Raw genomic sequence first — 23,239 nt, forward strand, 5'->3', positions numbered from 1 at the left:
CGGCGGCCGTTGCGGGCCGCGGATCGACGATGGTCCCCGGCGGAAGGCGGCGGGGGAGCAGCGGTCGCACAGAGTCACCGTGTGCCCGAAAGGGTGCCGAACTAGCGAACTTGTAATCCGCGGGTTGAGGGTTCGATCCCCTCGGGGCCCACCGTGCTGAGGTGCGACCTCGGCGGATCCGTGACGCTTTGCCGCTGCTTCTCGGCTGCGGTCAGGTGGACGCTCGACCACCCATGACCGCCGATGAGTTCGGTGTCGTCAGCAGGTCTACATGGGCGCACGGCCTGTGCCGCACCGAAAGGACGTCGAATCCGCATGACGCCGCCCAGAAGCCACGCGATCCGGCTGGACATGACCATGTCCCTCGACGGGTTCGTCGTCGGGCCCCAGGACAGCGTGGACGCGCCGATGGGCATCGGCGGGTTCCGGCTGTTCAACTGGCTGGACCACCGCCTCGACCCGGGACCGAACGGTCAGGTGTTCGCCGAGATGAACGCGACCCGTGCCGTGATCTCCGGCCGCCGCACCTACGAGCACGCCGACCGCTGGCACGGTGACCACCACAACGGCGTCCCGGTCTTCGTGCTCACCCACCAGGTTCCGGAGGAGCCTCCGCCAGGCAGCGTCCGATACGTGACCGACGTCCACGCCTGCGCCGCGCAGGCCCGCGCCGCCGCAGGCTACGCAGACGTGGTGGTGCTGGGCGCCGGCGCTGCCCAAGCGCTGCTGCGGGCCGGTGAACTCGACGAGATGGAACTGCACGTCGTCCCCGTCCTCCTCGGCCAAGGACGACGGCTGTTCGACCACCTGCCGGCCGATCCGACCGAGCTCGAGCTGATCCGCGAGTCGAACGCTTCGGACGCCGGCCCCGCCCACCGGGTTCTGCACCTCCGCTACCGCATACAGCGGCCTCCATCGACCCCGGCCACGGGAGCGAACCGATGAGGACGTTGCACGTCGGCCTCCGGGTCGCTGACCCCGATCGAGCTGTCGCCTTCTACACGGCCGTCGGCTACCACGTGGTCGGGCGGGTGCCGGACACCCCGTTCGGGCAGCTGACCATGCTCACACTGCCCGACGACGACGGCGTCAGTGTCGAGCTCGTCTTCGACCCCACCGAAGCCGGCAGACCTCGGGGCACCGGCCTCAGTCACCTCGTCATCCAGGTGGAGTCGATGGATGCGACCGTCACCGACCTCAGAGCGAAGGGCATCGACGTTGCGGAGCCCGAGTCGCCCGATGGTTCAGCGGACTTCCTGACCAGCTGGCTCACGGACCCCGACGGCAATCGGATCGAGCTGGTCCAGTGGCGCACCGGCCATGCCGACGGCCTCACCGCGGCCGACTGGTCGTGACAGCGATGGAGTTGGTCGGACCCGACGGGGCAGGTCGGCGAGCAGCGGCATCGTCGACTCCCGATGGGTGCCGTGCAGGGTGAGGTGCTGCGCCACGATGTCGCCGTCCCCGATGAGATGGTGCTGTTCGAGGGTGACCGGCCCGAGATCGTGGTCGACGGTGCGCAGGATCCAGGCCAGCCCGCGGCGGCCCTGAGGACCGGCCGCGTGGTTGACCATGTCCACGTCGACGAGCTCGTCGAGAAAGGTGGTGTCGCCGGCCTGCTGGCGTCGCAGCATCTCCTCGACGATCTCCCGCGCACCGTGTCCATGCATGCCGGCAAGCGTCCCATCGCGAATGCGGGGTGTGGAGGCGACGACTCCCGGTCCCGAGAGGACGAGCCTTCAAGCACCGCGAACGTGACATCCGATGACTCCGGTCCGGCGTCGCAGTCAATCCTGTGTGCGCGACGCAACAGACCGAGTCGTGGGTACGGGACGGGGTGCGGGCAGCCGGTCGGCCCGTGCCCTGACGGATGGGTGCTGAGCATGGCTGTGATCGAGGACGTTCGGTCGCTGGGCGCGGAGTTGGAGCGCTCGTACCAGGTGTACGTACGCGGCAGATTGAAGTTCCGCGTCAAGCAGATCGTCTACGTGGCGTTCTCCCTGGACGAGAGCGTGATGGGCTTCGCGTTCCCGAAGGAGGAGCGGGAGGCGCTCGTCCTGAGCGAGCCGCGCAAGTTCCAGATGCCGGGGGCGTCGGATCTGCGGTTCAACTGGGTCCACGCCGACCTTGCTGCACTCGACGCCGTCGAGGCCCGCGAGCTCGTCGTCGACGCCTGGCGCATGGTCGTCCCCAAGAAGCTCTCCGCCGCCTACGACCTGATCCATCCCGTAGGCCCGGGCGAGGCACTAGGAGTCTGCAAGCCACGCCATGAGGCGGCCCCGCGACCAGCAGCGGCCGATGGCCTGGGCGCGCAGAGCCGACCCATCGAACACCGCCAGGCCGATGATGCTGTGGCCCGAAGCGCGGCGATCGCCGAGGGTCGGTATCGCCGGGGCGACTCCGACCCCCTCCGCTGACACCCACGCCACCGCCCGGCCGGACGCCGCTTCGTCGAGGCGGTGCAGGAAGCGCAGGCGGCTCTCGAGCGGGAAGGACGACAGCGCCCACGTCGTGATGACCACGGGCAGGGCGCCCGACGGCACACCGGCGATGGCGTCGGGCAACACCTCGAGCGGGTTACCGTGCAGAAGCAGCGGAGGGGCCGTCGCCACCAACGCCAGCTCCGCCTCGAGACTCGCCGCCCGCTCCGGCTGATCCGGCGACAGGCAGGCGCGCAACCATCGGGCGTTCTCCGCGTCGGTCACGTCCACCGGATCGACGTCGACGCTGACCCGGGCGACGACCTCGGGCATCGCCCGCGTCGGGAGGGACCGGTCTCCCACGATCGAGGACGACAACTGCACGGGACACGACGGGTCGCCCAGCGATTGCCCGTTGCTGTAGGTGATGCCGACGCGATCGACATGGAGATTGAGGCCGGCCGACGGGCCCACGTCGATCAGTCCGACGCCATCCGCGCCCACCCGGCGCGTGGCCTCCGCGAGGGCCGGATAGAGCACGGCGCAGCGTCCGGTCTCGAAGGTCTGCGTCCGCCGGCGCACGGCGATGGCCACGACCGCGTCGGTCATACGCAGCAGCGTGTCGATCGCCGCGCCGGCGGCAGCGTCGCCGTCGGCAGCCGCATAGGCCGCGGCGAGGGCGGGGGCGCGTCCGGCCAGGGCGAGGTCGTGCAGCGCGGCGAGGATCAAGGTGGGGTGCCGCTTCCGCGCCGGTACCGCCTCGATCGCGCGTAGCGCCTCGTCGGACCGACTCAGCGCGATGGCGACGCGCTCGTACAGCGACGACGTGCCGGCGGCCTCGACCTCACCGAAGTGCCGGTACACCTGAGCGAGGGTGCGGGGCCCGACCGGAGGCACGGCGCCTCCTGCGCTCGGCCCTGGCATCCCGCCGATGCTATTCGGAGGTTCGATCGCCCCCGTGCGCGTGGCACCATCTCGCACGTGACCGGCAGTACTCCTGCGGAACAGCACCTGCGCGACCTCGCGCGACTGCGTCGTGTCCGCGACCGGATCGACCGGGAGTACGCGCAGCCGCTCAACGTCGAGGCACTCGCCCGCGGGGCGCACATGTCGGCCGGTCACCTCAGCCGCGAGTTCAAGCTCGCCTTCGGCGAATCGCCGTACGGCTACCTGATGACGCGGCGGATCGAGCGCGCGATGGCCCTGCTGCGTCGCGGCGACCTCAGCGTCACCGACGTCTGTTTCACCGTCGGCTGCTCGTCGCTCGGCACCTTCAGCACCCGCTTCACCGAACTGGTCGGGATGCCGCCCAGCGTCTACCGGCGTGAGGCTGCGGGCGCGGCGGCGGGCATGCCCCCGTGCGTGGCGAAACAGGTGACGAGACCGATCAGGAATCAAGAAGCACGGGTCCCGTAGGCGCCCCTAGCGTGGCGGCCATGGACATCACCATTCACACGAGCGTCCTCCCGCACGACGACCCGGACGCCTCCCTGGCCTTCTACCGGGACACCCTCGGGTTCGAGGTCCGCAACGACGTCGGGAACGGCAAGATGCGCTGGATCACGGTGGGCCCCGCCGACCAGCCCGACACCTGCATCCTCCTCGCGCCTCCGGCCGTCGACCCCGGCATCACCGACGACGAGCGCCGCACCATCGCCGAGATGATGGCCAAGGGCACCTACGGCTGGATCCTGCTGGCCACCTCCGACCTCGACGGCACCTTCGAGAAGGTCCAGGCCGGCGACGTCGAGGTCGTCCAGGAACCGACCCAGCAGCCGTACGGCGTCCGCGACTGCGCCTTCCGCGACCCCGCGGGCAACATGGTCCGCATCCAGGAGCTGAGCTGAGATGACCTCCATCAGCTCGGTCACCCTCGAGGTTCCCGACCCGTCGGCCGCCGAGGCCTTCTACGCCGCTGCTTTCGGTCTGGGCACCGGGCTGGGAGTACGCGCGTCGGACGCGCCGACGACCGGCTTCCGGGGCTTCACGCTGTCGCTCGTGGTGCCGCAGCCGAGCACCGTCGACAGCCTCATCGGCACCGCCCTCGGCGGCGGGGCGACGGCGCTGAAGCCGGCCACCAGGAGCTTCTGGGGCTACGGCGGCGTCGTGCAGGCCCCGGATGGCGCCATCTGGAAGGTCGCGACCTCGTCGAAGAAGGAGACCCGGCCGCCCAGCCGGGAGATCGACGAGCTCGTGCTCCTGCTGGGGGTCGCGGACGTCAAGGCGAGCAAGCGGTTCTACGTCGAACGCGGCCTGGCCGTGGGGAAGAGCTTCGGCGGCAAGTACGTCGAGTTCGACCTCCCGGCATCGCCCGTCAAGCTCGCGCTCTACCCGCGCCGCGCCGCCGCCAAGGACGCGGGAGTCTCCCCGGACGGCACGGGGTCGCACCGGGTCGTGATCGGCAGCGATGCTGGTTCCTTCATCGATCCGGACGGGTTCGCCTGGGAGGCCACCGCCAGGGAGGCCACCGCCTGGGAGGCCACCGCCCGGGAGGCCCCGTCCTCCGAGGCGGGCAGCGGGACGACCTCGACCGCGTCCCCGCGCTGATCCAGGTGCGATCCCGCGCGGAGCGTCGCCGCGACACCGAGCACCGGCTCACCCACGACGTCGACCTCTGGGTGGCCAGCTCCTCGGCGGACGGCGCTCCGTACCTGGTGCCGTTGTCGTTCGACTGGGACGGCGAGGCGCTGCTGCTGGCCACCCCGGCGGACAGCCCGACGGGCCGGAACCTCGCCGCCACCCGCGCCGTCCGGCTGGCGCTGGGCCACACCCGCGACGTGTCGATGATCGAGGGCGAGGTCGACGTCCTCGAGATCGACGCGCTGCCGGAGGAGTGGGGTGACCGGTTCGCCGCGCGCGCCGGGTTCGACCCGCGCGCATCGGTCGGTCCGTACCGCTGGTTCCGCATCACCCCGCGCCGCATCCAGGCGTGGCGCGAGGTGGACGAGCTGCCCGACCGGGAACTGATGCGCGACGGCTGTTGGTTGTCCTGACGGGATGCAGCGCCGAGAAACTCGGCCGGGCCGCAGCGGCCTGGATCGATACGATCTTGCGCCGAGCGGCGTGGCCGCCGTCCAGAGGGAGACACATGAGCACGGACACGCACTCGCCCGGGCTGCACGTCGCCGACGGCCACGACGTGATCCGCGTCCAGGGCGCGCGCGTGAACAACCTCAAGGACGTCAGCGTCGAGATCCCGAAGCGCCGGCTGACGGTGTTCACCGGCGTCTCCGGCTCCGGCAAGAGTTCGCTGGTGTTCGGCACGATCGCCGCGGAGTCGCAGCGGCTGATCAACGAGACCTACAGCGCCTTCGTGCAAGGGTTCATGCCGACCTTGGCGCGGCCCGAGGTCGACCTGCTCGAGGGGCTGACCACGGCGATCATCGTCGACCAGGAGCGGATGGGCGCCAACCCGCGTTCCACCGTCGGCACCGCGACCGACGCCAACGCGATGCTCCGGATCCTCTTCAGCCGACTGGGCAGGCCGCACATCGGTCCGCCCACCGCGTTCTCGTTCAACGTCCCGACGCGGAAGGCGAGCGGCGTGATGAGCACGGAGAAGGCCGGCGGCCGGGTCGAGAAGAACGTCGTGCGCGACGTGATCTACATGGGCGGCATGTGTCCGCGCTGCGAGGGCATGGGCTCGGTCTCCGACTTCGACCTCACGGCGTTGTACGACGAGAACAAGTCGCTGGCCGACGGTGCGCTGACGATCCCTGGCTACAGCATGGACGGCTGGTACGGCCGGATCTTCAGCGGCGCCGGCTTCGACATGGACAAGCCGATCGCGAAGTTCACGAAGAAGGAGCTGAACGACCTCCTCTACAAGGAGCCGACGAAGATCAAGGTCGAGGGCATCAACCTCACCTACGAGGGCGTCATCCCGAAGATCCAGAAGTCGATGCTCTCCAAGGACGTCGACGCGATGCAGCCGCACATCCGCGCCTTCGTGGAGCGCGCGATCACGTTCCAGCCGTGCCCCGAGTGCCACGGCACGCGGCTCAGCCCCGAGGCCCGGTCGTCGAGAATCGAGGGCAAGAACATCGCCGACCTCTGCGAGATGCAGATCAGCGACCTCGCCGCGTGGGTCCGCGCGCTCGAGGAGCCTGGGGGCACCGCCCGCGGGGATCATGGCGCTAGCCCCCCGCGGGGGACCGTCGCCCCGCTGCTCACCGGGCTGCAGCACCTCCTCGACTCGTTCGCCGAGATCGGGCTGGGCTACCTCTCGCTCGACCGGCCCGCAGGCACCCTGTCCGGCGGTGAGGCGCAGCGCACCAAGATGATCCGCCACCTCGGCTCGTCCCTCACCGACGTCACCTACGTCTTCGACGAGCCCTCGATCGGGCTGCACCCGCACGACATCCAGCGGATGAACCAGCTGTTGCTGCAGCTGCGGGACAAGAGCAACACCGTGCTGGTCGTCGAGCACAAGCCCGAGATGATCGCGATCGCCGACCACGTCGTGGACCTCGGCCCCGGTGCCGGGACCGGCGGTGGCGAGGTGGTGTTCGAGGGCACCGTCGAGGGGTTGCGGGGGAGTGACACCACCACCGGCCGCCATCTCGACGACCGGGCGACCCTCAAGAAGGCGGTGCGCCCCGCGTCCGGGGCGCTGGAGATCCGCGGGGCGTCGAGCCACAACCTCCAGGACGTGGACGTCGACATCCCGCTCGGGGTGCTCTGCGTGATCACCGGTGTCGCCGGCTCCGGCAAGAGCTCGCTGATCCACGGCTCGGTCTCCGGTCGCGAGGGCGTGGTGGTGATCGACCAGGGAGCGATCCGCGGCTCCCGCCGGAGCAACCCGGCGACATACACCGGCCTGCTCGATCCCATCCGCAAGGCGTTCGCGAAGGCCAACGGCGTGAAGCCGGCGCTCTTCAGCTCCAACTCCGAGGGTGCCTGCCCCAACTGCAACGGCGCCGGCGTGATCTACACCGAGCTGGGTGTCATGGCCACCGTCGAATCCGTCTGCGAGGTGTGCGAGGGGAGGCGGTTCCAGGCCTCGGTGCTGGAGTACACGTTCGGCGGCCGGAACATCGCCGAGGTGCTGGCGATGCCGGTGACCGAGGCCGAGGAGTTCTTCGGTGCCGGCGAGGCGCGCACTCCGGCCGCGCACACCATCCTCGACCGACTCGCCGACGTCGGGCTCGGCTATCTCAGCCTCGGTCAGCCGCTCACCACGCTCTCCGGCGGCGAGCGGCAGCGGCTCAAGCTGGCCACCCACATGGGCGAGAAGGGCAACGTCCTCGTCCTCGACGAGCCGACCACCGGCCTGCACCTCGCCGATGTCGAGCAGCTGCTCGGCCTGCTCGACCGGCTCGTCGACTCCGGCAAGTCGGTCATCGTCATCGAGCACCACCAGGCGGTCATGGCGCACGCCGACTGGATCGTCGACCTCGGCCCGGGCGCCGGTCACGACGGCGGCCGGATCGTCTTCGAAGGCACCCCCGCCGATCTCGTCGCCGACCGCTCCACCCTCACCGGCGAGCACCTCGCGGAGTACGTCGGATCCTGACCGGGTCCTCACAGGACCGGGGAGCACCTCCTGAGTGCAACTCCAGGGTTGCGCGTCCTAAGGCTCTGTGCAACTCTGGGGTTGCACGAATTGCCGAAACCCCAGACGGAGGAGCACTGATGAGCGAGGACCGGATCGAACGCGAGACCCTGATCGCAGCACCGCTGGAGCGGGTCTGGACGCTGGTGGCCCAACCCGGCTTCTGGGTGGCCGACGAGGCGACCCTCGCCGGCACGGTGGCGAGGGAGGGGGAGTCGATGGTGGCCAAGAACGCGCAGTACGGCGAATTCCCGGTGCGCGTGGAGAAGGTCGACGCGCCGACGTACCTGGCCTACCGCTGGGCCAGCGCGTTCCCCGGTGCCGAGCTCAGTGCGGACAACAGCACGCTCGTGGAGTTCACCCTCACCGCCGAGGGGGACACGACGCGGCTGCGCGTCGTGGAGAGCGGGTTCGCCGCACTCGCCGGGTCCGAGGAGCTGCGCAGCAAGGCGGTGGAGGACAACACCGGCGGCTGGCCACAGGTGCTCGACGCGCTCAAGACGCGCGCCGAATAGTCAGTGACGAAGGAACGGCGCACCGCCGGGGAGGCGGTCGACGGCGTCCTCGTCGCGCTGGCCGACCCGACACGGCGTCAGCTGCTCGACCTGCTCGCCGCACAGGGCGAGGCCACCGCCACGACGCTCGCCGAGCAGGTGCCCGTCTCGCGGCAGGCGGTGGTCAAGCACCTCGCCGTCCTGGATGCCGCCGGGTTGGTCGCGGGCAGCCGGGTCGGCCGCGAGGTGCGGTACGCGGTGCGGCCCGCGGCGCTGGACGGGACGGCGCGGTGGATGGCCGCGCTCGCGGCGGACTGGGACCGACGACTGGCGACGATCAAGCGGATCGCCGAGGCGGACACGCCGGGCTCCGGCGGATGACCAGTGTCATGAGTGCCGGTCGCGGCGATTTCCACGCTCGGAGGGGGTCGAGCTGTCGACAAGTAGGTGCGTCCTGAGGCAGGTCACGGGGCCGGTGAGCGTGACTTGGCAACGATTCGGGAACGCGGTGTCTCAGCCCGTCGCGGGGGGCCGGTCGCGGGCGTCGTCCCGCCTATCTTTCAGTCATCCGCCACGGCTGGCGGTGGCTGTCGCCCTTCCCCGGCGACAGTGGATTCATGGAGTGGGATCGGTGAGTGGCGTGGGCGGTCTGTCCAGCAGTGAGGTCTTGGTCGGTGGAAAAGTCGGCCAGGGCTGGTGGCTCGTGGTCGATGAGGCAGATGGGCCGGGCCGCATCGTGGCCGGGCCGTTCCCAGATCGTGGTGAGGCCCGGTGGGCGGCGACTCTCGGGCCCGAGGGCACCCGGCCGGTCTACGGCGTCCGCCGCACGGACGGCGGTCTCACCCGTAAGCCCTCGCCCCAGGACTGGGCCTGGCTGGCCCACCTCGGCGAGCAGCTCGAGCGGCTCCCGGACGACTGGGCGACGGTCCTCTCCGACGACGACCCGCTGACCACCCTGGTCGTGGAGGTCACCGCGGCGCTGGCCGAAGCGGGCCTGCCCCTGCACGACTCGGCCGGTCCCAGCGACGAGGTGGGCGGAGCCTGCCTCATCCCCGAGCCGGTGCTCGGCGGCATCGTCGTCACCTGGCGCCAGCACGACCGGATGAGCGTCGACCGGGTCCACGGCCTCGCCCCGGCCGCGCTGGTGCAGCAGGTCATGAACCGGGCGGTCGCCGACGTGCTCGCGGCGCGCGGCTTCCTGGTCGACGCCTTCGGGGGAGCCAGCGGCCACGTCGTCCGACCGGCCGCCTGAATCAGACGCTCACGGCTGGCCGCGCGCCTCGCTGCAGGTGCGCGGCCAGCGTGCCGCTGACGACGGCACCGGTTGCATTGAGGACGGCGTCCAGCGGGGACACCACGCGTCCCAGCGGGAGCGCCCACTGCAGCAGCTCGATGCCGGCGCCCACGGCGAGGGAGAGCGCGGCCAGAACCGGTAGGGCCGCGAGCCGCGGCCATCGCAGGACGGTCAGGGCGGCCGGCACCGCGAGGAGGGCAAGGTTGCCGGCCAGCTGCAGCGCGGTCGCGGTCGAGTCCAGGCCCGTGAGGTACCAGCGAGCTTCGGCGGCGGGCGATCCCCACGCCCAGCCCTGGCCCTCGGGGGTCAGCGTCAGGAGGGCGACCACCGCCAGCGAGAGCAGCAGGCCGATCGCCGTCGCGCGCGCACCGGCGTCCCCGGCCCGTCGACCGCTCGCCGGATCGAGGACCGTGTGCACCATGGAGCCCGCCATGGCTCGAGCGTCCGCGCCGTGACCGGCTGCGGCCTGGGTGCCGGCTGAGCATTCCCTGTGGACCGGCGTTCTCGGTGCCGAGTGGCTTCCGGTAAGCCTGGTAGCTTCCGAGCCGTGACGGCGACGTGAGCGTGCCCGCAGCCGTGGACCACGAGCAGGGTTCCCCGGGCTGGCGGCGCACGAACTTCCTCTCGATCATGTGCGTCTTCCTGCTCACCGTCTCCTTCTCCTTCACCGTCCCCTTCCTGCCGCTCTACCTGCAGGACATCGACGGGTTGAGCGGCCCGGACGCCGCCTTGTGGGCGGGCATCGCCACCGGGCTGGGCGGCATCGGCTCCTTCTTCGGCGGTCCGCTCTGGGGTGCCCTCGGTGACCGGTTCGGGCGCAAGCCGATGCTGGTGCGGGCGTCCTTCGCCGGAGCGACCGGCCTCCTGCTGCTGGGGTTGTGCACGAGCACCTGGCAGGTGGTCGTCATCCGTGGGCTCATCGGTTTCATGGCCGGGGCCCCGGCCGCGGCGATGGCGCTGATCGCGACCGGCACCCCGCGATCGCTGTTGTCCCGCGCACTCGGCCAGACCCAGGCCGCCATGCTCGCCGGACTCGCGCTGGGGCCGGTCTTCGCCGCCGTGGCGGTCGGGTTCCTGGGGTATCGCAACACGTTCATCGCCGCGGGCATCCTGATGTACTCCGGGTCGATCGTCAGCGCGTTGTTCATCCGCGAAGAGCGGGTGCCCTACGTCAAGCCGGCGAAGGGCACCGGCGCGCTGCGGCTCGCCCTGCGGACGCCGGTCGTCTGGAGCGCGCTGGTCGTGGTGCTCACCCTCAGCTACGCCGCGGCGATGATCCAGCCGGTCCTGCCGCCGTTCGTCGTCACCCTGCTGCCGGACGGGGCATCCACGACTGCCGTCGTGGGCTGGCTGTTCTTCGGCATCTCCGCGGCGAGTGCGATCTCCGCCGTCCTCGCCGGCCGCCTCATCCGGAGGTTCGGCCTGCAGCCGGTGCTGCTGGTCTCCGTCCTGGGGGTCGCGGTGTTCCTGCTGCCGGCCGGGATGTCGTCGACCGTGGGGCAGCTCGCGATCCTCGTGATCGCGATGTCGCTGTTCCAGGGATCGCTGCAGACCAGCACCGTGGCGCTGCTGCCCGGGGTCGTCTCGGCGGCGGCGGTCAGTTCGGTGTTCGGCCTGTACCAGAGCGTCTCGGCGCTGTCGGCGCAGCTCGGGCCGGCCGTCGGCGGTGGACTGGCCGCAGCCTTCGGCTTCGAGGCGGTGTTCCCGATCGCCGGCACCGCGCTGCTCGTCCTCGGGCTACCGGCGCTCTACGTCTTCCGACGGCTGGCGCACACCCACCACGCGACGATCGCCGCGGGGGAGCAGGCGGTCAGTCCCGGGGTGCCGTGACGACGGTCGGCTCGTCCTCGAGCGACGGGTCGTAGAAGACCGAGACGCCGCGGCCGTTGCGCTTGGCCGTGTACATCGCCAGGTCGGCACGGCGGATGAGGCCGTCGATGTCGGTGTCGGCGCCGGAGAAGGCCACGCCGATGCTGGCGCCCACCTTCGCGGTCCGCCCGCCACCGAGATCCACCGGCACGTCGAGTTCCGTGCGGATCCGGGCGAGTGCGGTCTCCACGCCCTCCACGTCGATCGGACCGTGCAGCAGAACGGCGAACTCGTCCCCACCGAGGCGGGCGGCGGTGTCGGCGGTGCGCACGCACGCGTGCAGCCGCTGGCTGAAGACCTTCAGCAGCAGGTCGCCGGCCTGATGGCCGTAGGTGTCGTTCACCGGCTTGAAGCCGTCGAGGTCGATGTAGAGGACGGCGGGCCACTGGCCGTTGCGACCGGCCAGGTGCAGGTCGTGCTCGGTCCGGTCGAGGAACAGCGTCCGGTTCGGCAGCTCGGTCAGCGGGTCGTGCATCGCCGCGTGACGCAATTCCTCCTGCAGCTCGATGACCCGGCGGAGGTCGGTCTCCAGCCGTCCCCGGTCCAGGGAGGTGGCGACGTGCCGGGCGAAGGTCTCGAGCAGGGCCAGGTCGCTGCCGGCGAACGTGCCGACGTCGCCGAGCCGGCCGGAGACCAGCAGGAGACCCTGCACGCGGCCCTCGGTGATCAGCACCGAGACCATCGCGTCCTTGAGGGCGTTGCGGGCGGCGTAGCGGTCGAGCTCGGACTGCGGCCCGGCGCCGGTGCGCGTGGTGTGCAGGTCGCTCTCGGTGGCCCACGCGACGAGTCGGTCGGCGTCCTCCCGGCGCTCGAGCACCCGGAGGGCGATCGGCTTCTCACCGTCACGGCTCCGGCTGAGCGTCGGTGCGGCGTCCCCTTCGCCGAACAGCACCAACTCGGCGGACTCGGCCCGGAAGGCGCCGCGCACGGCGGTGAGGAAGTCGGTCAGTGCGGTCGGGGCGTCGTCGCTGTTGTAGAGCAGCGAGGTGATCTCGTGCAGCAGCCGGAGGTTGTTCTGCTGCTCGCGGGCCTTCGCATAGGCGCGGTAGGCGGCGATCAGCAGGCCCGACGGCAGGGCGAGCAGGACCAGCGATGCCGGGTTCTGCGCGGCCGTGTCGGCGGCGAGCAGCCCCACCGCGGCGACCCCGAGGGCGAAGGGCAGCGACAGCGCCAGCATGCGGGGCAGCTCGCCGAGGCCCAGGGAGGCCTCCGAGACGCGCATGACCGCGTAGATGCAGGCACAGGCGGTGGCCGTGGAGACCCCGACCGCGGCCAGGGCGGCGACCCAGTCCCAGGCCCCAGGGAGGGCTGTCGCCCGCCCCAGCGTGCTGAAGACGATCGTGGCCAGGCAGCCGGCGAGGGAGTACTGGACGACGTTGAACGCCAGCTTGAGCCCGTACTGGCGGCGGTGGAGCACGAGGATCAGGCCGACCCCAGCGACCTGCGCCGTGATCAGGGCCGTCGGCTCGAGGAGATAGAGGCCGGCGACGAGGACCAGGTCGGTCAAGGAGAAGGAGTGCGAGTCCCGCTGCAGCTGGACGTGGACGACCAGGACCTCGCTGATGGCGAACGCCGCCACCCAGGCGATCCACGGGAGGTCCAGCGTGACCTCGGGGCCGGGCAGGTGGGGGACGACGGCGAGGCCGAGTGCTCCTGCCGCCGTGGCGAGGAACGCCACCAGCAGGATGATCCGGCGGCGCACGCTCAGCCGAGGAGGAGCGGTAGGGGTCGAAGCGGCAACCGGTGTCGCTGCCATCTCCGGTCTCCTTCCAGGCGTTCCAGACGTGCTCGTTGCATTGGTGATCGGCACTGCCGGCAGAAGCTGTAAGGCGCACTCGCGACCGGGGCGCACTGTCACCCGTCCGAGGGACGTGAGTGGGGCGAACGTCAGGTGGGGTCCACGCCGGCCAGGTCGGCGAAGACCACGATGTTGTCCCGGTAGCTGCGGGCATCCGCGTCGAAGGAGCCCCCGCAGGTGATCAGCCGCAGCCCCGCATGGTCGATGTCGGCGTAGACCGCGTCGGTCGGGAACGCGTCCTTCGGGAACTGCTGCACGCTGCCGACGCGGAACAGGGCCGTGGTGCCGTCCTCGCGGTCGACGGTGATGGTGTCGCCCGCGGTGAGGTCGCGTAGTGCGAAGAAGACACCGGGGGCTCCCGCCCAGTCCACGTGGCCGGCGATGATCGCCGGGCCGAGCGACCCGGGCGTCGGGGCGCCGGTGTACCAGCCCGCCGGGAAGCCCTCGGGAGGCACCTCCAGCGACCCGTCCTCGAGCAACCCGAGATCCATGAGCGGGGAGTCGACCTCGATCGCCGGGATCCGCAGCCGTAGCGGGGCAGACGGGGACAGCGGCCCGAGGGCGTCGACCGTCGGTGCCGACGGCGCCGCGCTCGTGGCCGCGGGGACGCTGCTCGCCGATCGGGTGGCCGGGTCACTGGAACAGCCGACGGCGAGGACCAGGGTGAGAGCCAGGACGGCGGCCCCTCTCCACCCGTGGGCAGGGGTCAGGACGACCAGAGCCGTCCCGTGATGTCGCCGCCGCCGGCGTCGACGGACCCGACCGGGACCCGCCTGACCTGACCGCTGCCGGCTCCGGCGCCGTCCGCGGCACCCGTGAGGGCCGGCGTCGTCACCGTGCTCGTCCCGCCGGTCACCGGCGACGCGCAGGCGGGCCGCAGGATCGTGTTCGAGTCCAGCGACACGGCCCCGTTGCGGGTGAGCAGTGAGCCGGTCAGGGTCGCGCCGGTGTTCATCGTGCTGTCCGTCAGCGTCATGATCGTGCCGACGAAGGTGGAGTTGACGCCCAGCGTCGTGGAGCTGCCGACCTGCCAGAAGACGTTGCACGGGGTGACGCCGCCGATCAGGACGACGGACGTGGTCGGTGAGGTGACGAGGCTGGAGCCGGCCTGGAACACGAAGACATCACTCGGGCCGCCGTTCAGGGTCAGCGGCGTCGGGCCGCTGATCGAGAGGGTCGACGCCGAGGTGTACGTCCCCGGGGTCAGGGTCTGCCCGGCCAGGTCGGTGGTGCCGACCGTGACGTCGCTCGGCTGGGCCGCGGCGTTCAGGTAGGCGGCCGTGAGGTCGGACTTCGCGGTCGCGGTCACGCCGTCGCCGCGGTGGTCGGTGCCGGTCAGGACCACCGATCCGGTCACGTTCATCACGGGATTGGGGAGGGACCCGATGTCGCCGTTGATCAGGGTCGTCCCGGTACTGCTGATGCCCAGCCCGCCGAGGACGGCGAACGGTTCCGCGGTACCCATCGGCACCAGGACGGCGGCGGCTTGGGCGGTGCCGACGGAGGCGAGGAAGGTCGCCGAGATCGCGACCACCCCTGCCGCGGCGGCCGCGGCGTAGCGCGCGCGGCGGGACCGCGGTCGGGAGGTGAGGCGCGGCTGGTCGTGGCGGACCGACATGTCGTCGGCGCTCCCGTCTCCGACCGATGCGGCCGGATGTGGTGGTGCGCTGAAGACGACGCCGACGCGGTTGCCGGAGCGCGAGGAGTCCTCGGTCCCCACACCCTATTGCGCACGGTGACGGAAACCGGACATTCGGTAAGGGCAGCGGGTCGGCGCGGGGCCAGCGCTCGGATCAGGACGGGCGCCTGCGGAGTCCCCGCGCGACGTGCATCCCGGGAGCGTGGGGGTCAGGCGTCGAGGAACTCCTCGATCACGGGTGCCAGTCGGTCGGCCTCGGTGATCAGCGCGATGTGCCCGCCCTCGTAGAGGTGCAGCCGGGAGTCGGGGATCAGGCGCGCCATGATCCGCGCGTTCACCGCCGGCACGATCGGGTCGTCGTCGCCCATGACGAGCAGCGTCGGCTGCCGGATGAGCTTGAGGAACGGCAGGCTGCTCCAGCCGGTGCTGGCGGCCAGCTGGTAGTAGTACCCGCGGCGCGGCCCCAGCCGGGACTCCGAGTGCAGCACCCGGGCCGCCCGGGCGGGGTCGGTGCGCATCGTGCCGCCGTAGATCTCCCCGGCGATGCTGCGTGCGTAGTCGGGATCGCGGTGCCGGCGCGGGGTGAGCATCCGGGCCAGGACCCGCGGGTGGGCCGGCACCATCAGCGAGCCGGTGCCGGTGGCGGTGAGCACCAGCCGGCGGACCCGGCCGCGGTGCTGGACGGCAAAATGCTGCGCCAGCCCCCCGCCCCAGGAGAGCCCCAGGACGTCGACCTGCCCGTCGAACCCCAGCCGAGTGAGCATCCCGGCGACAACCGGACTGAACGTCGTCAAATTGTAGGGGACGACCGGCCGGGGCGACCCGCCGACGCCGGGGACGTCGAACCGGATCACGCTCCGCCGCGGGTCGAGCGCGTCGACGAAGGGCTGGAGCACCTCCAGGCTGGCGCCGATGCCGTTCATCAGGAGCAGCGGGGTCACGGACGGATCCGTCCCGGGTCGGACCGAGACGCGCAGCGTCCGCCCGGCCGACGTCACCGTCCGGACGAACTCCTGCCCTGCGGATGCCGGTGGGGGACTACTTGTCGAAGACATAGGTGCCCGGTGCCGGTGCCAGTTCCTCCCCGAGGGACGACGGGGCCGGGATCTCGTCCCCGGAGCGCTTCCCGAGCCAGGTCATGAAGTCCGGCCACCAGGAGCCCTGCACCGTCTGCGCGTCCTTGAGCCACTTCTCCGCCGACGCCGGAGTGGACTCCCCGACCTGGAAGGTCGACTTGGGGTTGCCGGGCGGATTGACCAGCGAGGCGATGTGCCCGCTGGTGGACAGGATGAACCGGCTCTCCCCACCGAGCAGCTGCGTGGTGCGGTAGCAGGCCTGCCACGGACAGAGGTGGTCGGCGATCCCGGCGGTGACGTAGGAGTCGACGGTGACCGTGGACAGGTCGACCGGGGTGCCGAGCATCGTCGCCTTGCCCGGCTCGGTCAGCGCGTTGCCGATCGCGACGTCGATGAAGTCGCGGTGCAGGCCCGCGCTCATCCGGGTCGTGTCGGCGTTCCAGAAGAGGATGTCGAAGTTGGGCGGCGGCTTGCCCTGCAGGTAGTTGTTGACCCAGTAGTTCCAGACCAGGTCGTTGGGCCGCAGCCACGCGAAGACCTCCGCGAGCTGGGCGCCGTCGAGGTAGCCCTTCTTCCGGGACCGCTCGGTCGCCGCCTTCACCGATTCCTCGTCCATCAGCGCCGAGACGGTGCCCGCCCGCGACCAGTCGAGGACGGTGACGGCCAGGCTCAGCGCGCTCACCCGGTCCAGGCGCCCGATCTCGGCCAGGTGGGCCAGCAGCATCGTGGTGATGATCCCGCCCGAGCAGAACGCCTGGAGGGCGACCTGCTCGCTGCCGGTGGCGCGCTCGACGGCGTCCATCGCGTCGATGATCGCCTGCCCGTAGGTGTCCAGGCCCCACTCGGCGTGCCGCTCGTCGGGGTTGCGCCAGGACATCATGAACACCTGCTGGCCCGCGCTCACGTAGTGCTCGATGATGCTGCGGCCCGGCGCGAGGTCGGCGATGTAGAACTTGTTGATCGTCGGCGGCACCATCAGCAGCGGCACGGCGCGGACGGTCTCCGTCGTCGGCCGGTACTGGATCAGCTCGAACACGTCAGTCCGGAACACGACGGCGCCCGGGGTGCTGGCGAGGTCCTCGCCGACGGTGAACGCGTCCGGGTCGACCATCGAGGGCACCCGGGGCGGGGTCGTGAGGTCGCGGAGCATGCGTCCCAGGCCCTTGACGGCGCTCTTCCCGCCGGTGTCGATGACGGCCTTGAGGGCGAGCGGGTTGAGGAACGGCACGTTGCTGGGGGCCAGCGCGTCGACGAGGTTCGTCGCGGTGAAGCGGATGCGCTCGTCGTCCTGCCAGTCGAGGTCGGCGTCCTCGATCAGCTCCCAGGCCGTGCGGGCCCCCGCGAGGTGGGCCTGCATGGCCCGCCGGAGCAGCGGGTTCCCGCTCCAGGCCGGGTCGGCGAAGCGCTTGTCCTTCGTGCTCGGCGCGAGCTCGGAGCTGCCGGCCGCCACCTTGCCCATCTCCCGGACGAGCTCACCGGCCCGCTTTGCCACGGTCCCGGGCTGGCGAGCCAGCGACGACCCGAACCGCAGCGCCGTCCCGGCCGGGGGGACGAGCCGGCGCAGCGGGCCGCGCGCGGCGTCGACCAGCACCATGTCGAGGCCCATCACGGCCTCGGCGGCCTCCTCTGGCGGATCGGCCGGCCGCTCGGCGGCCCGCTTCTGCGAGGCCTCGGCGGGCTTCTTCGTGCGGACGTTCTCGGTGGCGGGCTGGGCCATCGCCGGACTCCCTCTGGGCGCGCTGCTGCGGTGCCGCCCACGGGGACCGAACTGCGCGCCGTCCCCCGAGGCGTGGCTGAGTGACCCCGATCACTCAACCACAGCTACCGGAACACGGCAGGCCGGTAGTCCGCCCCGGATCAGCCGATCTTGTACTGGGAGCAGAGGTTCGTGATCGCCAGCCGCGCGAAGTTCGTGGCCTCGGCGTCCGTGGCGCCCGCGAAGGTCAGAGCGCGGACGACGTCGGCGTACTTGCTGCCGTAGCCCAGCTCCTGGCAGACGTCGTCGGCCATCGCCAGCTTCTGCGCGTCATCGATGGGCGGCGCCAGTCCGGACGCGGCCAGCGCGGTGAGGAAGTTGGTGGTGGGCGAGAGCGGTGCCGTCGATGCGCCGCTGGGGGCGGCCGGGCCACTGGAGCGGCCGCTCGTGCCGGTGCTGCCCGAGCCCCTACCGGTGCTGCTCGTGCCCGTCCCCGTGCCGGTGCCGGCGGAGCCCGCGGCGGACGATCCGCCGGAGGACGGAGCGGAGGAGGACGCAGCGGCGTCCGCAGCGGCCGGGTCGCCGGTGCCGGCGTCGGCGGCGGGTGCGGAACCCGTGGCGGGATCGGTCGCGGATCCCGCGGAGCCGCTGCCGGACCCGGTGGTGGACGTCTCGGAGCCGGCAGCCTCGGTCCCGCCGGCCGGCCGGTTCATCGCGATCCAGGCGCCGACGCTGACGAGCACGGCGACGACGGCGGCCACGATCAGGAGCCGCTCGAGGGCTCGGGGCCCGCGCGCGACGGATGCGGCCTTCCGGGCGAGGGTGGTCTTCGCGGACATCGTTAGCGGCACTCCGATCGGACCGGCCGGTCGGCCGGTTCCTCCTCCCATCGGCGCGATGGACCGCCGACTGGAGCCGAGGGGTGCCGTCTCACCCCTCGGGGGGCACCGACGTGGGCGCCCGGCTCAGACCGTCTCAGGGACCAGTTCGGTGCGGGGCGCGGAGTTGGGTGCGCGGCGCCAGGACTTGTTGCGCTGCCAGATCACGTACGTGATCAGCCCCAGCGGGATCGGCAGCACGTAGGTCAGCGCCCGGAAGATGAGCACGGCGGCCGCCACCATCGCGCGCGGACCGCCGGCAGCGGACAGGCCGGTGATGAGGGCCAGCTCGACGACGCCCAGCCCGCCCGGGGTGAACGGGATGGCGGTCAGCAGCCGCGCGAAGGCGAACACCGCCAGCGCCTCGATCCAGGTGACCTGGTCGCTGTCCACGCCGACGAAGCGGAGGGCCAGCAGAAGGACGAGGAACAGCGAGAGGTGGCTCACGACGGTGGCGAGGGTGATCCAGTGCCAGCGGGCGTGCAGGAGCAGCGCCGTCCGGTCCCGGAACTTGACCGTCGCCTTGTCCCAGCCCTCGACCGGCGGACGGCCGAAGAGCCGGATGACCGCCGACGCCCAGCGCCCGGTGACCTGTCCCAGGCGGGCGGCGCTCTCCTTGCTGCGCATGAGGAGCCAGAGCCCGACGACCGCCACGACCAGGCCGGCCACCCCGGCGAGCCCTGCCGTCACCCGGCCGGCGCTCGGTGGGGAGTCGAAGAGCAGCAGGGCCAGGGCGAGCACCGGCAACCCCAGCTTGGCGAAGTTGTTGAACAGGCCCGACACCAGGAGCGAGACGGAGGTGCGCGAGCGGGAGAAACCCCACGAGGAGTTCATCGCGTAGGTGAGTCCCAGGGAGATCGCGGCCCCGCCGAGAACGGTGTTCGAGACGGCGGTGGTCGTCTCCGTCGCGACGGTGGCCTGCCGGAACGTCATCCCCGGCATGGTGCTGACCACCACGAACTGATAGGTCGCCAGGTTCCAGACGGCGGCCAGGATCAGGATGGTCACCTCCGTCATGCTCATGGACTTCACCGACGTCCAGACGTCGGCGATGCTCGTGAACTGCGGCAGGAACCAGAAGAAGACGGCGCCCAGCAGGACGACCGAGAGCAGCGGGCCGAGCAGTCGGCGCCACAGCGGCCGTTGTCTGCGGTCCGACGGTGCGGCGGCCTCGGTGGCGGTCATGGCGCTCCGTCCCCGGCCGGGTCCAGGGACAGCCGGCCGTCGCTGTCGTCGTCCACCTGCCGGAGCAGGTCCGTACGGCTCACCGCGCCCACCGACTGGGTGGCCAGGGCCAGCCCCTCCGAGCGGCTCTCCCCGTCGCCGGTCAGCGTGAAGTCGAAGGTGATGCAGCCGCCGTCGAACACGTAGTAGCGCTTGCCCTCGAAGTGCGGGGTGGTCCGTGTGACGCGTTCGAGGCGCTCCATGTCCTCCCGGTCGCTCGGGATCCTGGTCGCCCCGGACGTGTCGCAGGACTCCTCCAGCCGGACCTTGATCGCCTCCATGCCGTCGCGATCGGAGTCCAGGGAGAACACCGACAGGTCGCTGCGTGCATCCAGGTGGTGGAAACCCCACCCCAGCGGGAGGGCACTGCGCAGGCACGGCACCCACTCGGCCGTCGGTACCGACTGGGCCATGAGGATGACGCTGTTGGACGCGGCGTCGTGCTCGGCGTCCGCGCAGGTCGGCATCTCGGTCGTCGCGGTGGTGTCGCTGGCGCACCCGCTCAGCGCCGCGGCGGCGAGCAGCGCCAGGACCGAGCCGGCGACGGCGGCCCTCACAGCGGTGACCCGAGGAGGTTGCCGATGATCAACGACAGCGCGATCGCGCCGGCGAACAGGGTGGCCACCGTGAGCACCGCGCGGCGCCAGGTCCAGCGCTGGATCCGGATCGGCGGGAGTCGGTAGGGCAGCAGCTTCAGGAAGTCGCCGTGCAGGTCCTTGCCCTGCTGGCGCAGCATCCGGCGCAGCTGCGAGGGCATGGTGAGCCCGCGCGTGGCGGCGAAGGCCTCGGCGATCTCCTCGTCGGAGAACTGCCGCCGGGCGCGGGCGTACACCTGCTCCGCGCTGGACCGCAGCCCCAGGACCAGCATCATGTTCGCCAGGTCGACCGCCTGCCGCCACGGGCTCGGCCGGACCTCGGCGAAGGCGGTGTCGATGACGAAGAGCGTGCCGTCGCGCACCATCAGGTTCGCCGGCTTGATGTCGCGGTGGGCCAGGCCGATCTCCCACATCCGGCGGACCACGGCCAGCCCCTGGTCGATGACGCCCACGTCGATCTCGGCCTCACCGATCTCGCGGGCGCCGTCGAAGAACTCGGTGACGAGCACGTACTCCCGCTCCGGGGTGATCTCGACGATCCCGAACGGGTGCGCGACCGGCAGCCCCGCGTCGGACATCACGCGCAGGACGTAGTCCTCGTACTGGACCAGTCGGCGCACGCTGTGGAAGGGCTGCTCGTCCTCCAGCCGGCCGTACAGCAGCGTGCGGCCCAGCTTGTACCAGCGGTCGGAGCGCACGTGCGTGGCCGCGTAGAGCTTGGCGAAGACGTAGGTGTCGGGGTCGCCCTTGACGGTGACCCGCAGCGGGGTCGAGCCGCCCGATCCGGCCAGGCCGAACGGCTTGACCTCCTTGACCACCAGGCCCAGCTGGTCCTGCAGTGCCCGGATGATGGCCTCACCCCGGGAGCCCGTCACGTCGAGGTGCGCCGGTCGCCCCCGGGTGTAGCGCACGGGATAGACGTCGTTCGGGGTCAGCAGCCGGAAGGCCGCGAGCGGGACGGCGACCCCGAGGATCACCCCGGCCAGGACGTCGGTCGGGTGGTCCTGCGCGAGATAGAGCCGGGACAGGGCGGTGACCACGATCAGTCCGCACACCACCCACTTGGCGATGGTCCGCTTCCGGCCGGCCGGGACCAGCGAGTACACCGTGCTCACGAGGAACGCACTCAGGACGGTCATGGGCAGCGACGGCATGGAGAAGCCGGCCCACGGGCCCAGGATCTCGACCTCGTAGGGCCGCGGCCGCTGCAGCGTGCTGGCCATGCCGGCGCCGATGTTGACCACCACGATGCCGACGCCGATCCAGACGAACAGGTGCCGCCAGCGACGGAGGACGACCAGCGCCAGCCAGTTGGCCAGCCAGAGCACGTAGATGCCCGTTCCCGTCGCGAGGACCCCCGCGACGTCGGCGACCCGGGTGAGCCACGGGGTGCGGATGTCGGCGAACGCCTGCAGCACGCGGGTGTCGGCCACGTCGAAGTGGGTGACGCTGCCCGTGGCGACGACGACGATCCAGATGGCGACGACCAGTCCGCTGGCGGCGAGCCACCACTTGCCCGAGGTGTTGAGGTGCTTCGGCAGTGGGGGCGGCTCGCCCGATGGCCGCCGGCGTCTGCGGACGCGCTGGATCGCCGGAGGTGCGGGCCGCTCGACCGGGACCGCGCGGACGGGGTCGGGCGGTGCCTGGGGCAGCGACGCCATGCCGGCTGATGCTCCACCCGCCGGGGCGCGCGGTCATCCCCTTTCGTCCCGCTCCGGCGTTACGGTTGCCCCCGCCCGCGCCCCTGCCCGGGAGGAGGCGCCGTGCGACCTCGAGCCGCCGTGTTCGCCGCCGTCCTGATGCTGCTGGTGGGGTCGACGTCCTGCGGTGCCGGGGACCCGGAGCCCGGCGCCCAGGAGACCTCGCTGAGGTTTGCCTCCTACGACTTCACGGAGAACCAGATCCTCGTCGAGCTCTACGCCGAGGCCGCCCGCCGCGCAGGGATCCCGGTGTCGGTCCAGCACGGGGTCGGCACCCGCGAAGTGGTTCTGCCGGCGCTCCAGCAGGGCGTCGTGGACGTGGTCGTCGACTACCTCGGGACGGCGCTGACGTTCTCCCGGCCCTCGACGCAGGAACTCCCGCGGGTGCCGGAGGAGATGCACGACGTCCTGCAGCAGACCTTGGGGGACCGTGGCGTCGAGGTGCTCGAGTCCGCGCAGGCCCAGGACCAGAACGGCTTCGCCGTGACGACCGCGTTCGCCGCGGAGAACGGGGTGGGCAAGCTCTCGGAGCTGGCGCCGCTGACCTCCCGGTTGACCTTCGGCGGCCCGCCGGAGTGCCCCGACCGGCCGTTCTGCCTGCCCGGGCTCCGGGACACCTACGGCCTCGACTTCGGCCAGGTGCGCGCCATGCCGTCACGGCCCGCGACCGTCGAGGCGCTGGTCGCCGGGGAGATCGACGTCGGGCTGCTCGAGACGACCGACGCGCGGCTCGCCGTCGCGCCGCTGCTGTTGCTGATCGACGACCGTGGACTCCAGCCGCCGGAGAACGTCGTCCCCCTGGTCCGCACCGCGTCGACCGACCGCTGGGGCGAGGAGCTGCGGACGGCGCTCGACGAGGTGAGTGCGCGGCTGACGACCAACGACCTGGTGCAGCTCAACCGGTCCGTCGAGCTCGACGGCCTGACCCCGGAGGCGGCCGCCGCCCGCTGGTGGGCGGGCTAGTAGAAGGACCCCGGCCTCCTCACCCCTCGCAAGCTCGG

At 71.5% G+C, this 23,239-nt stretch carries 23 protein-coding genes and 1 tRNA gene; 13 read left to right on the top strand and 11 right to left on the bottom strand.

The features are described 5' to 3' along the window. The first annotated feature begins 81 nt into the window (after positions 1-81). From E4P38_RS23045 to E4P38_RS20235, 3 genes are all read left to right on the top strand, one after another. Positions 82-151 (top strand) — tRNA-Thr (locus tag E4P38_RS23045). A gap of 164 nt (positions 152-315) precedes the next feature. Then, positions 316-945, top strand: a complete 630-nt coding sequence (locus E4P38_RS20230) for a dihydrofolate reductase family protein (RefSeq protein ID WP_135133794.1) — start codon at positions 316-318, stop codon at positions 943-945. Beyond that, positions 942-1,355, top strand: coding sequence for a VOC family protein (locus tag E4P38_RS20235; protein ID WP_135133795.1), 414 nt, complete (start codon positions 942-944; stop codon positions 1,353-1,355). Before E4P38_RS20230 ends, E4P38_RS20235 begins: the two co-directional genes overlap by 4 nt. 891 nt (positions 1,356-2,246) lie before the next feature. Here E4P38_RS20235 and E4P38_RS20250 read toward each other — a convergent pair. After that, the gene (locus E4P38_RS20250) at positions 2,247-3,317 is read right to left on the bottom strand and encodes a DUF2332 domain-containing protein (RefSeq protein ID WP_245161189.1); all 1,071 of its coding nucleotides are present in this window, start codon (positions 3,315-3,317) and stop codon (positions 2,247-2,249) included. Positions 3,318-3,401: 84 nt separating this feature from the next. On the opposite strand from E4P38_RS20250, the gene E4P38_RS20255 reads away from it, so the two are divergent. From E4P38_RS20255 to E4P38_RS20290, 8 genes are all read left to right on the top strand, one after another. After that, positions 3,402-3,836 (top strand): helix-turn-helix transcriptional regulator, encoded by a 435-nt coding sequence (locus E4P38_RS20255; RefSeq protein ID WP_135133798.1) that lies wholly within the window; start codon positions 3,402-3,404, stop codon positions 3,834-3,836. A 20-nt stretch (positions 3,837-3,856) separates the two neighbouring features. Then, positions 3,857-4,267: a VOC family protein gene (locus tag E4P38_RS20260; protein WP_135133799.1), complete on the top strand. Its 411-nt coding sequence runs from the start codon at positions 3,857-3,859 to the stop codon at positions 4,265-4,267. A gap of 1 nt (position 4,268) precedes the next feature. After that, entirely contained in the window at positions 4,269-4,967 is a 699-nt protein-coding gene (locus E4P38_RS20265; RefSeq protein ID WP_245161190.1) for a hypothetical protein, read from the top strand. 5 nt (positions 4,968-4,972) lie between these two features. Continuing rightward, positions 4,973-5,413 carry a pyridoxamine 5'-phosphate oxidase family protein gene (locus E4P38_RS20270; RefSeq protein WP_245161191.1) on the top strand — a complete coding sequence of 147 codons (441 nt, stop codon included), beginning with the start codon at positions 4,973-4,975 and terminating at the stop codon, positions 5,411-5,413. A 95-nt stretch (positions 5,414-5,508) separates the two neighbouring features. Next, a complete protein-coding gene (locus tag E4P38_RS20275; RefSeq protein WP_135133801.1) occupies positions 5,509-7,935 on the top strand; it encodes an excinuclease ABC subunit UvrA in 2,427 nt (808 codons plus the stop codon). Between the two features lie 119 nt (positions 7,936-8,054). Beyond that, complete coding sequence (locus E4P38_RS20280) at positions 8,055-8,489, top strand: SRPBCC domain-containing protein (protein ID WP_135133802.1); 435 nt, start codon at positions 8,055-8,057, stop codon at positions 8,487-8,489. A gap of 3 nt (positions 8,490-8,492) precedes the next feature. Then, positions 8,493-8,849, top strand: coding sequence for a metalloregulator ArsR/SmtB family transcription factor (locus E4P38_RS20285; protein WP_135133803.1), 357 nt, complete (start codon positions 8,493-8,495; stop codon positions 8,847-8,849). Positions 8,850-9,099: 250 nt separating this feature from the next. Continuing rightward, positions 9,100-9,720, top strand: coding sequence for a hypothetical protein (locus E4P38_RS20290; protein WP_135133804.1), 621 nt, complete (start codon positions 9,100-9,102; stop codon positions 9,718-9,720). A 1-nt stretch (position 9,721) separates the two neighbouring features. Here the strand turns inward: E4P38_RS20290 and E4P38_RS20295 are convergent, their stop codons facing one another. Then, positions 9,722-10,195, bottom strand: coding sequence for a VanZ family protein (locus E4P38_RS20295; RefSeq protein WP_135133805.1), 474 nt, complete (start codon positions 10,193-10,195; stop codon positions 9,722-9,724). A 125-nt stretch (positions 10,196-10,320) separates the two neighbouring features. Here E4P38_RS20295 and E4P38_RS20300 point away from each other — a divergent pair, with 125 nt between their 5' ends. Further along, positions 10,321-11,592 (top strand): MFS transporter, encoded by a 1,272-nt coding sequence (locus E4P38_RS20300; protein WP_209309225.1) that lies wholly within the window; start codon positions 10,321-10,323, stop codon positions 11,590-11,592. Here the strand turns inward: E4P38_RS20300 and E4P38_RS20305 are convergent. The 9 genes from E4P38_RS20305 to E4P38_RS20345 all read right to left on the bottom strand — a co-directional run bounded on the left by E4P38_RS20305 (position 11,573) and on the right by E4P38_RS20345 (position 22,199). Beyond that, entirely contained in the window at positions 11,573-13,387 is a 1,815-nt protein-coding gene (locus tag E4P38_RS20305) for a sensor domain-containing diguanylate cyclase (RefSeq protein WP_135133807.1), read from the bottom strand. The genes E4P38_RS20300 and E4P38_RS20305 overlap by 20 nt on opposite strands. Before the next feature lie 131 nt (positions 13,388-13,518). After that, positions 13,519-14,148, bottom strand: a complete 630-nt coding sequence (locus tag E4P38_RS20310) for a class F sortase (RefSeq protein ID WP_135133833.1) — start codon at positions 14,146-14,148, stop codon at positions 13,519-13,521. Then, entirely contained in the window at positions 14,136-15,149 is a 1,014-nt protein-coding gene (locus E4P38_RS20315) for an ice-binding family protein (RefSeq protein ID WP_135133808.1), read from the bottom strand. Before E4P38_RS20315 ends, E4P38_RS20310 begins: the two co-directional genes overlap by 13 nt. Positions 15,150-15,277: 128 nt before the next feature. After that, entirely contained in the window at positions 15,278-16,123 is an 846-nt protein-coding gene (phaZ, locus tag E4P38_RS20320; RefSeq protein WP_135133809.1) for a poly(3-hydroxyalkanoate) depolymerase, read from the bottom strand. Beyond that, positions 16,107-17,861: an alpha/beta fold hydrolase gene (locus tag E4P38_RS20325; RefSeq protein ID WP_135133810.1), complete on the bottom strand. Its 1,755-nt coding sequence runs from the start codon at positions 17,859-17,861 to the stop codon at positions 16,107-16,109. Before E4P38_RS20325 ends, phaZ begins: the two co-directional genes overlap by 17 nt. Positions 17,862-18,001: 140 nt before the next feature. Then, on the bottom strand, positions 18,002-18,679 hold the full coding sequence (locus E4P38_RS20330) for a DUF732 domain-containing protein (protein WP_135133811.1): 678 nt from the start codon (positions 18,677-18,679) through the stop codon (positions 18,002-18,004). Positions 18,680-18,805: 126 nt separating this feature from the next. Further along, positions 18,806-19,903 carry a lysylphosphatidylglycerol synthase domain-containing protein gene (locus tag E4P38_RS20335; protein WP_135133812.1) on the bottom strand — a complete coding sequence of 366 codons (1,098 nt, stop codon included), beginning with the start codon at positions 19,901-19,903 and terminating at the stop codon, positions 18,806-18,808. Next, entirely contained in the window at positions 19,900-20,499 is a 600-nt protein-coding gene (locus E4P38_RS20340) for a hypothetical protein (RefSeq protein WP_135133813.1), read from the bottom strand. Before E4P38_RS20340 ends, E4P38_RS20335 begins: the two co-directional genes overlap by 4 nt. Then, entirely contained in the window at positions 20,496-22,199 is a 1,704-nt protein-coding gene (locus E4P38_RS20345; protein ID WP_135133814.1) for a phosphatase PAP2 family protein, read from the bottom strand. The genes E4P38_RS20340 and E4P38_RS20345 overlap by 4 nt, the downstream gene beginning before the upstream one ends. Positions 22,200-22,301: 102 nt before the next feature. Here E4P38_RS20345 and E4P38_RS20350 point away from each other — a divergent pair, with 102 nt between their 5' ends. Then, positions 22,302-23,201 carry an ABC transporter substrate-binding protein gene (locus tag E4P38_RS20350; RefSeq protein ID WP_245161192.1) on the top strand — a complete coding sequence of 300 codons (900 nt, stop codon included), beginning with the start codon at positions 22,302-22,304 and terminating at the stop codon, positions 23,199-23,201. The last annotated feature ends 38 nt before the right edge of the window (positions 23,202-23,239 follow it).

Origin of the sequence: Blastococcus sp. CT_GayMR16, from assembly GCF_004570875.1 — a bacterium.
Taxonomy (GTDB): domain Bacteria; phylum Actinomycetota; class Actinomycetes; order Mycobacteriales; family Geodermatophilaceae; genus Blastococcus_B.

Coding starts and splice junctions, on each gene's coding strand:
- E4P38_RS20335 (WP_135133812.1), bottom strand. CDS start 19,903: ATGACCGCCACCGAGGCCGCCGCACCGTCGGACCGCAGACAACGGCCG.
- E4P38_RS20295 (WP_135133805.1), bottom strand. CDS start 10,195: ATGGCGGGCTCCATGGTGCACACGGTCCTCGATCCGGCGAGCGGTCGA.
- E4P38_RS20260 (WP_135133799.1), top strand. CDS start 3,857: ATGGACATCACCATTCACACGAGCGTCCTCCCGCACGACGACCCGGAC.
- E4P38_RS20235 (WP_135133795.1), top strand. CDS start 942: ATGAGGACGTTGCACGTCGGCCTCCGGGTCGCTGACCCCGATCGAGCT.
- E4P38_RS20345 (WP_135133814.1), bottom strand. CDS start 22,199: ATGGCGTCGCTGCCCCAGGCACCGCCCGACCCCGTCCGCGCGGTCCCG.
- phaZ (WP_135133809.1), bottom strand. CDS start 16,123: ATGTCTTCGACAAGTAGTCCCCCACCGGCATCCGCAGGGCAGGAGTTC.
- E4P38_RS20305 (WP_135133807.1), bottom strand. CDS start 13,387: ATGGCAGCGACACCGGTTGCCGCTTCGACCCCTACCGCTCCTCCTCGG.
- E4P38_RS20230 (WP_135133794.1), top strand. CDS start 316: ATGACGCCGCCCAGAAGCCACGCGATCCGGCTGGACATGACCATGTCC.
- E4P38_RS20280 (WP_135133802.1), top strand. CDS start 8,055: ATGAGCGAGGACCGGATCGAACGCGAGACCCTGATCGCAGCACCGCTG.
- E4P38_RS20330 (WP_135133811.1), bottom strand. CDS start 18,679: ATGTCCGCGAAGACCACCCTCGCCCGGAAGGCCGCATCCGTCGCGCGC.
- E4P38_RS20325 (WP_135133810.1), bottom strand. CDS start 17,861: ATGGCCCAGCCCGCCACCGAGAACGTCCGCACGAAGAAGCCCGCCGAG.
- E4P38_RS20265 (WP_245161190.1), top strand. CDS start 4,269: ATGACCTCCATCAGCTCGGTCACCCTCGAGGTTCCCGACCCGTCGGCC.
- E4P38_RS20275 (WP_135133801.1), top strand. CDS start 5,509: ATGAGCACGGACACGCACTCGCCCGGGCTGCACGTCGCCGACGGCCAC.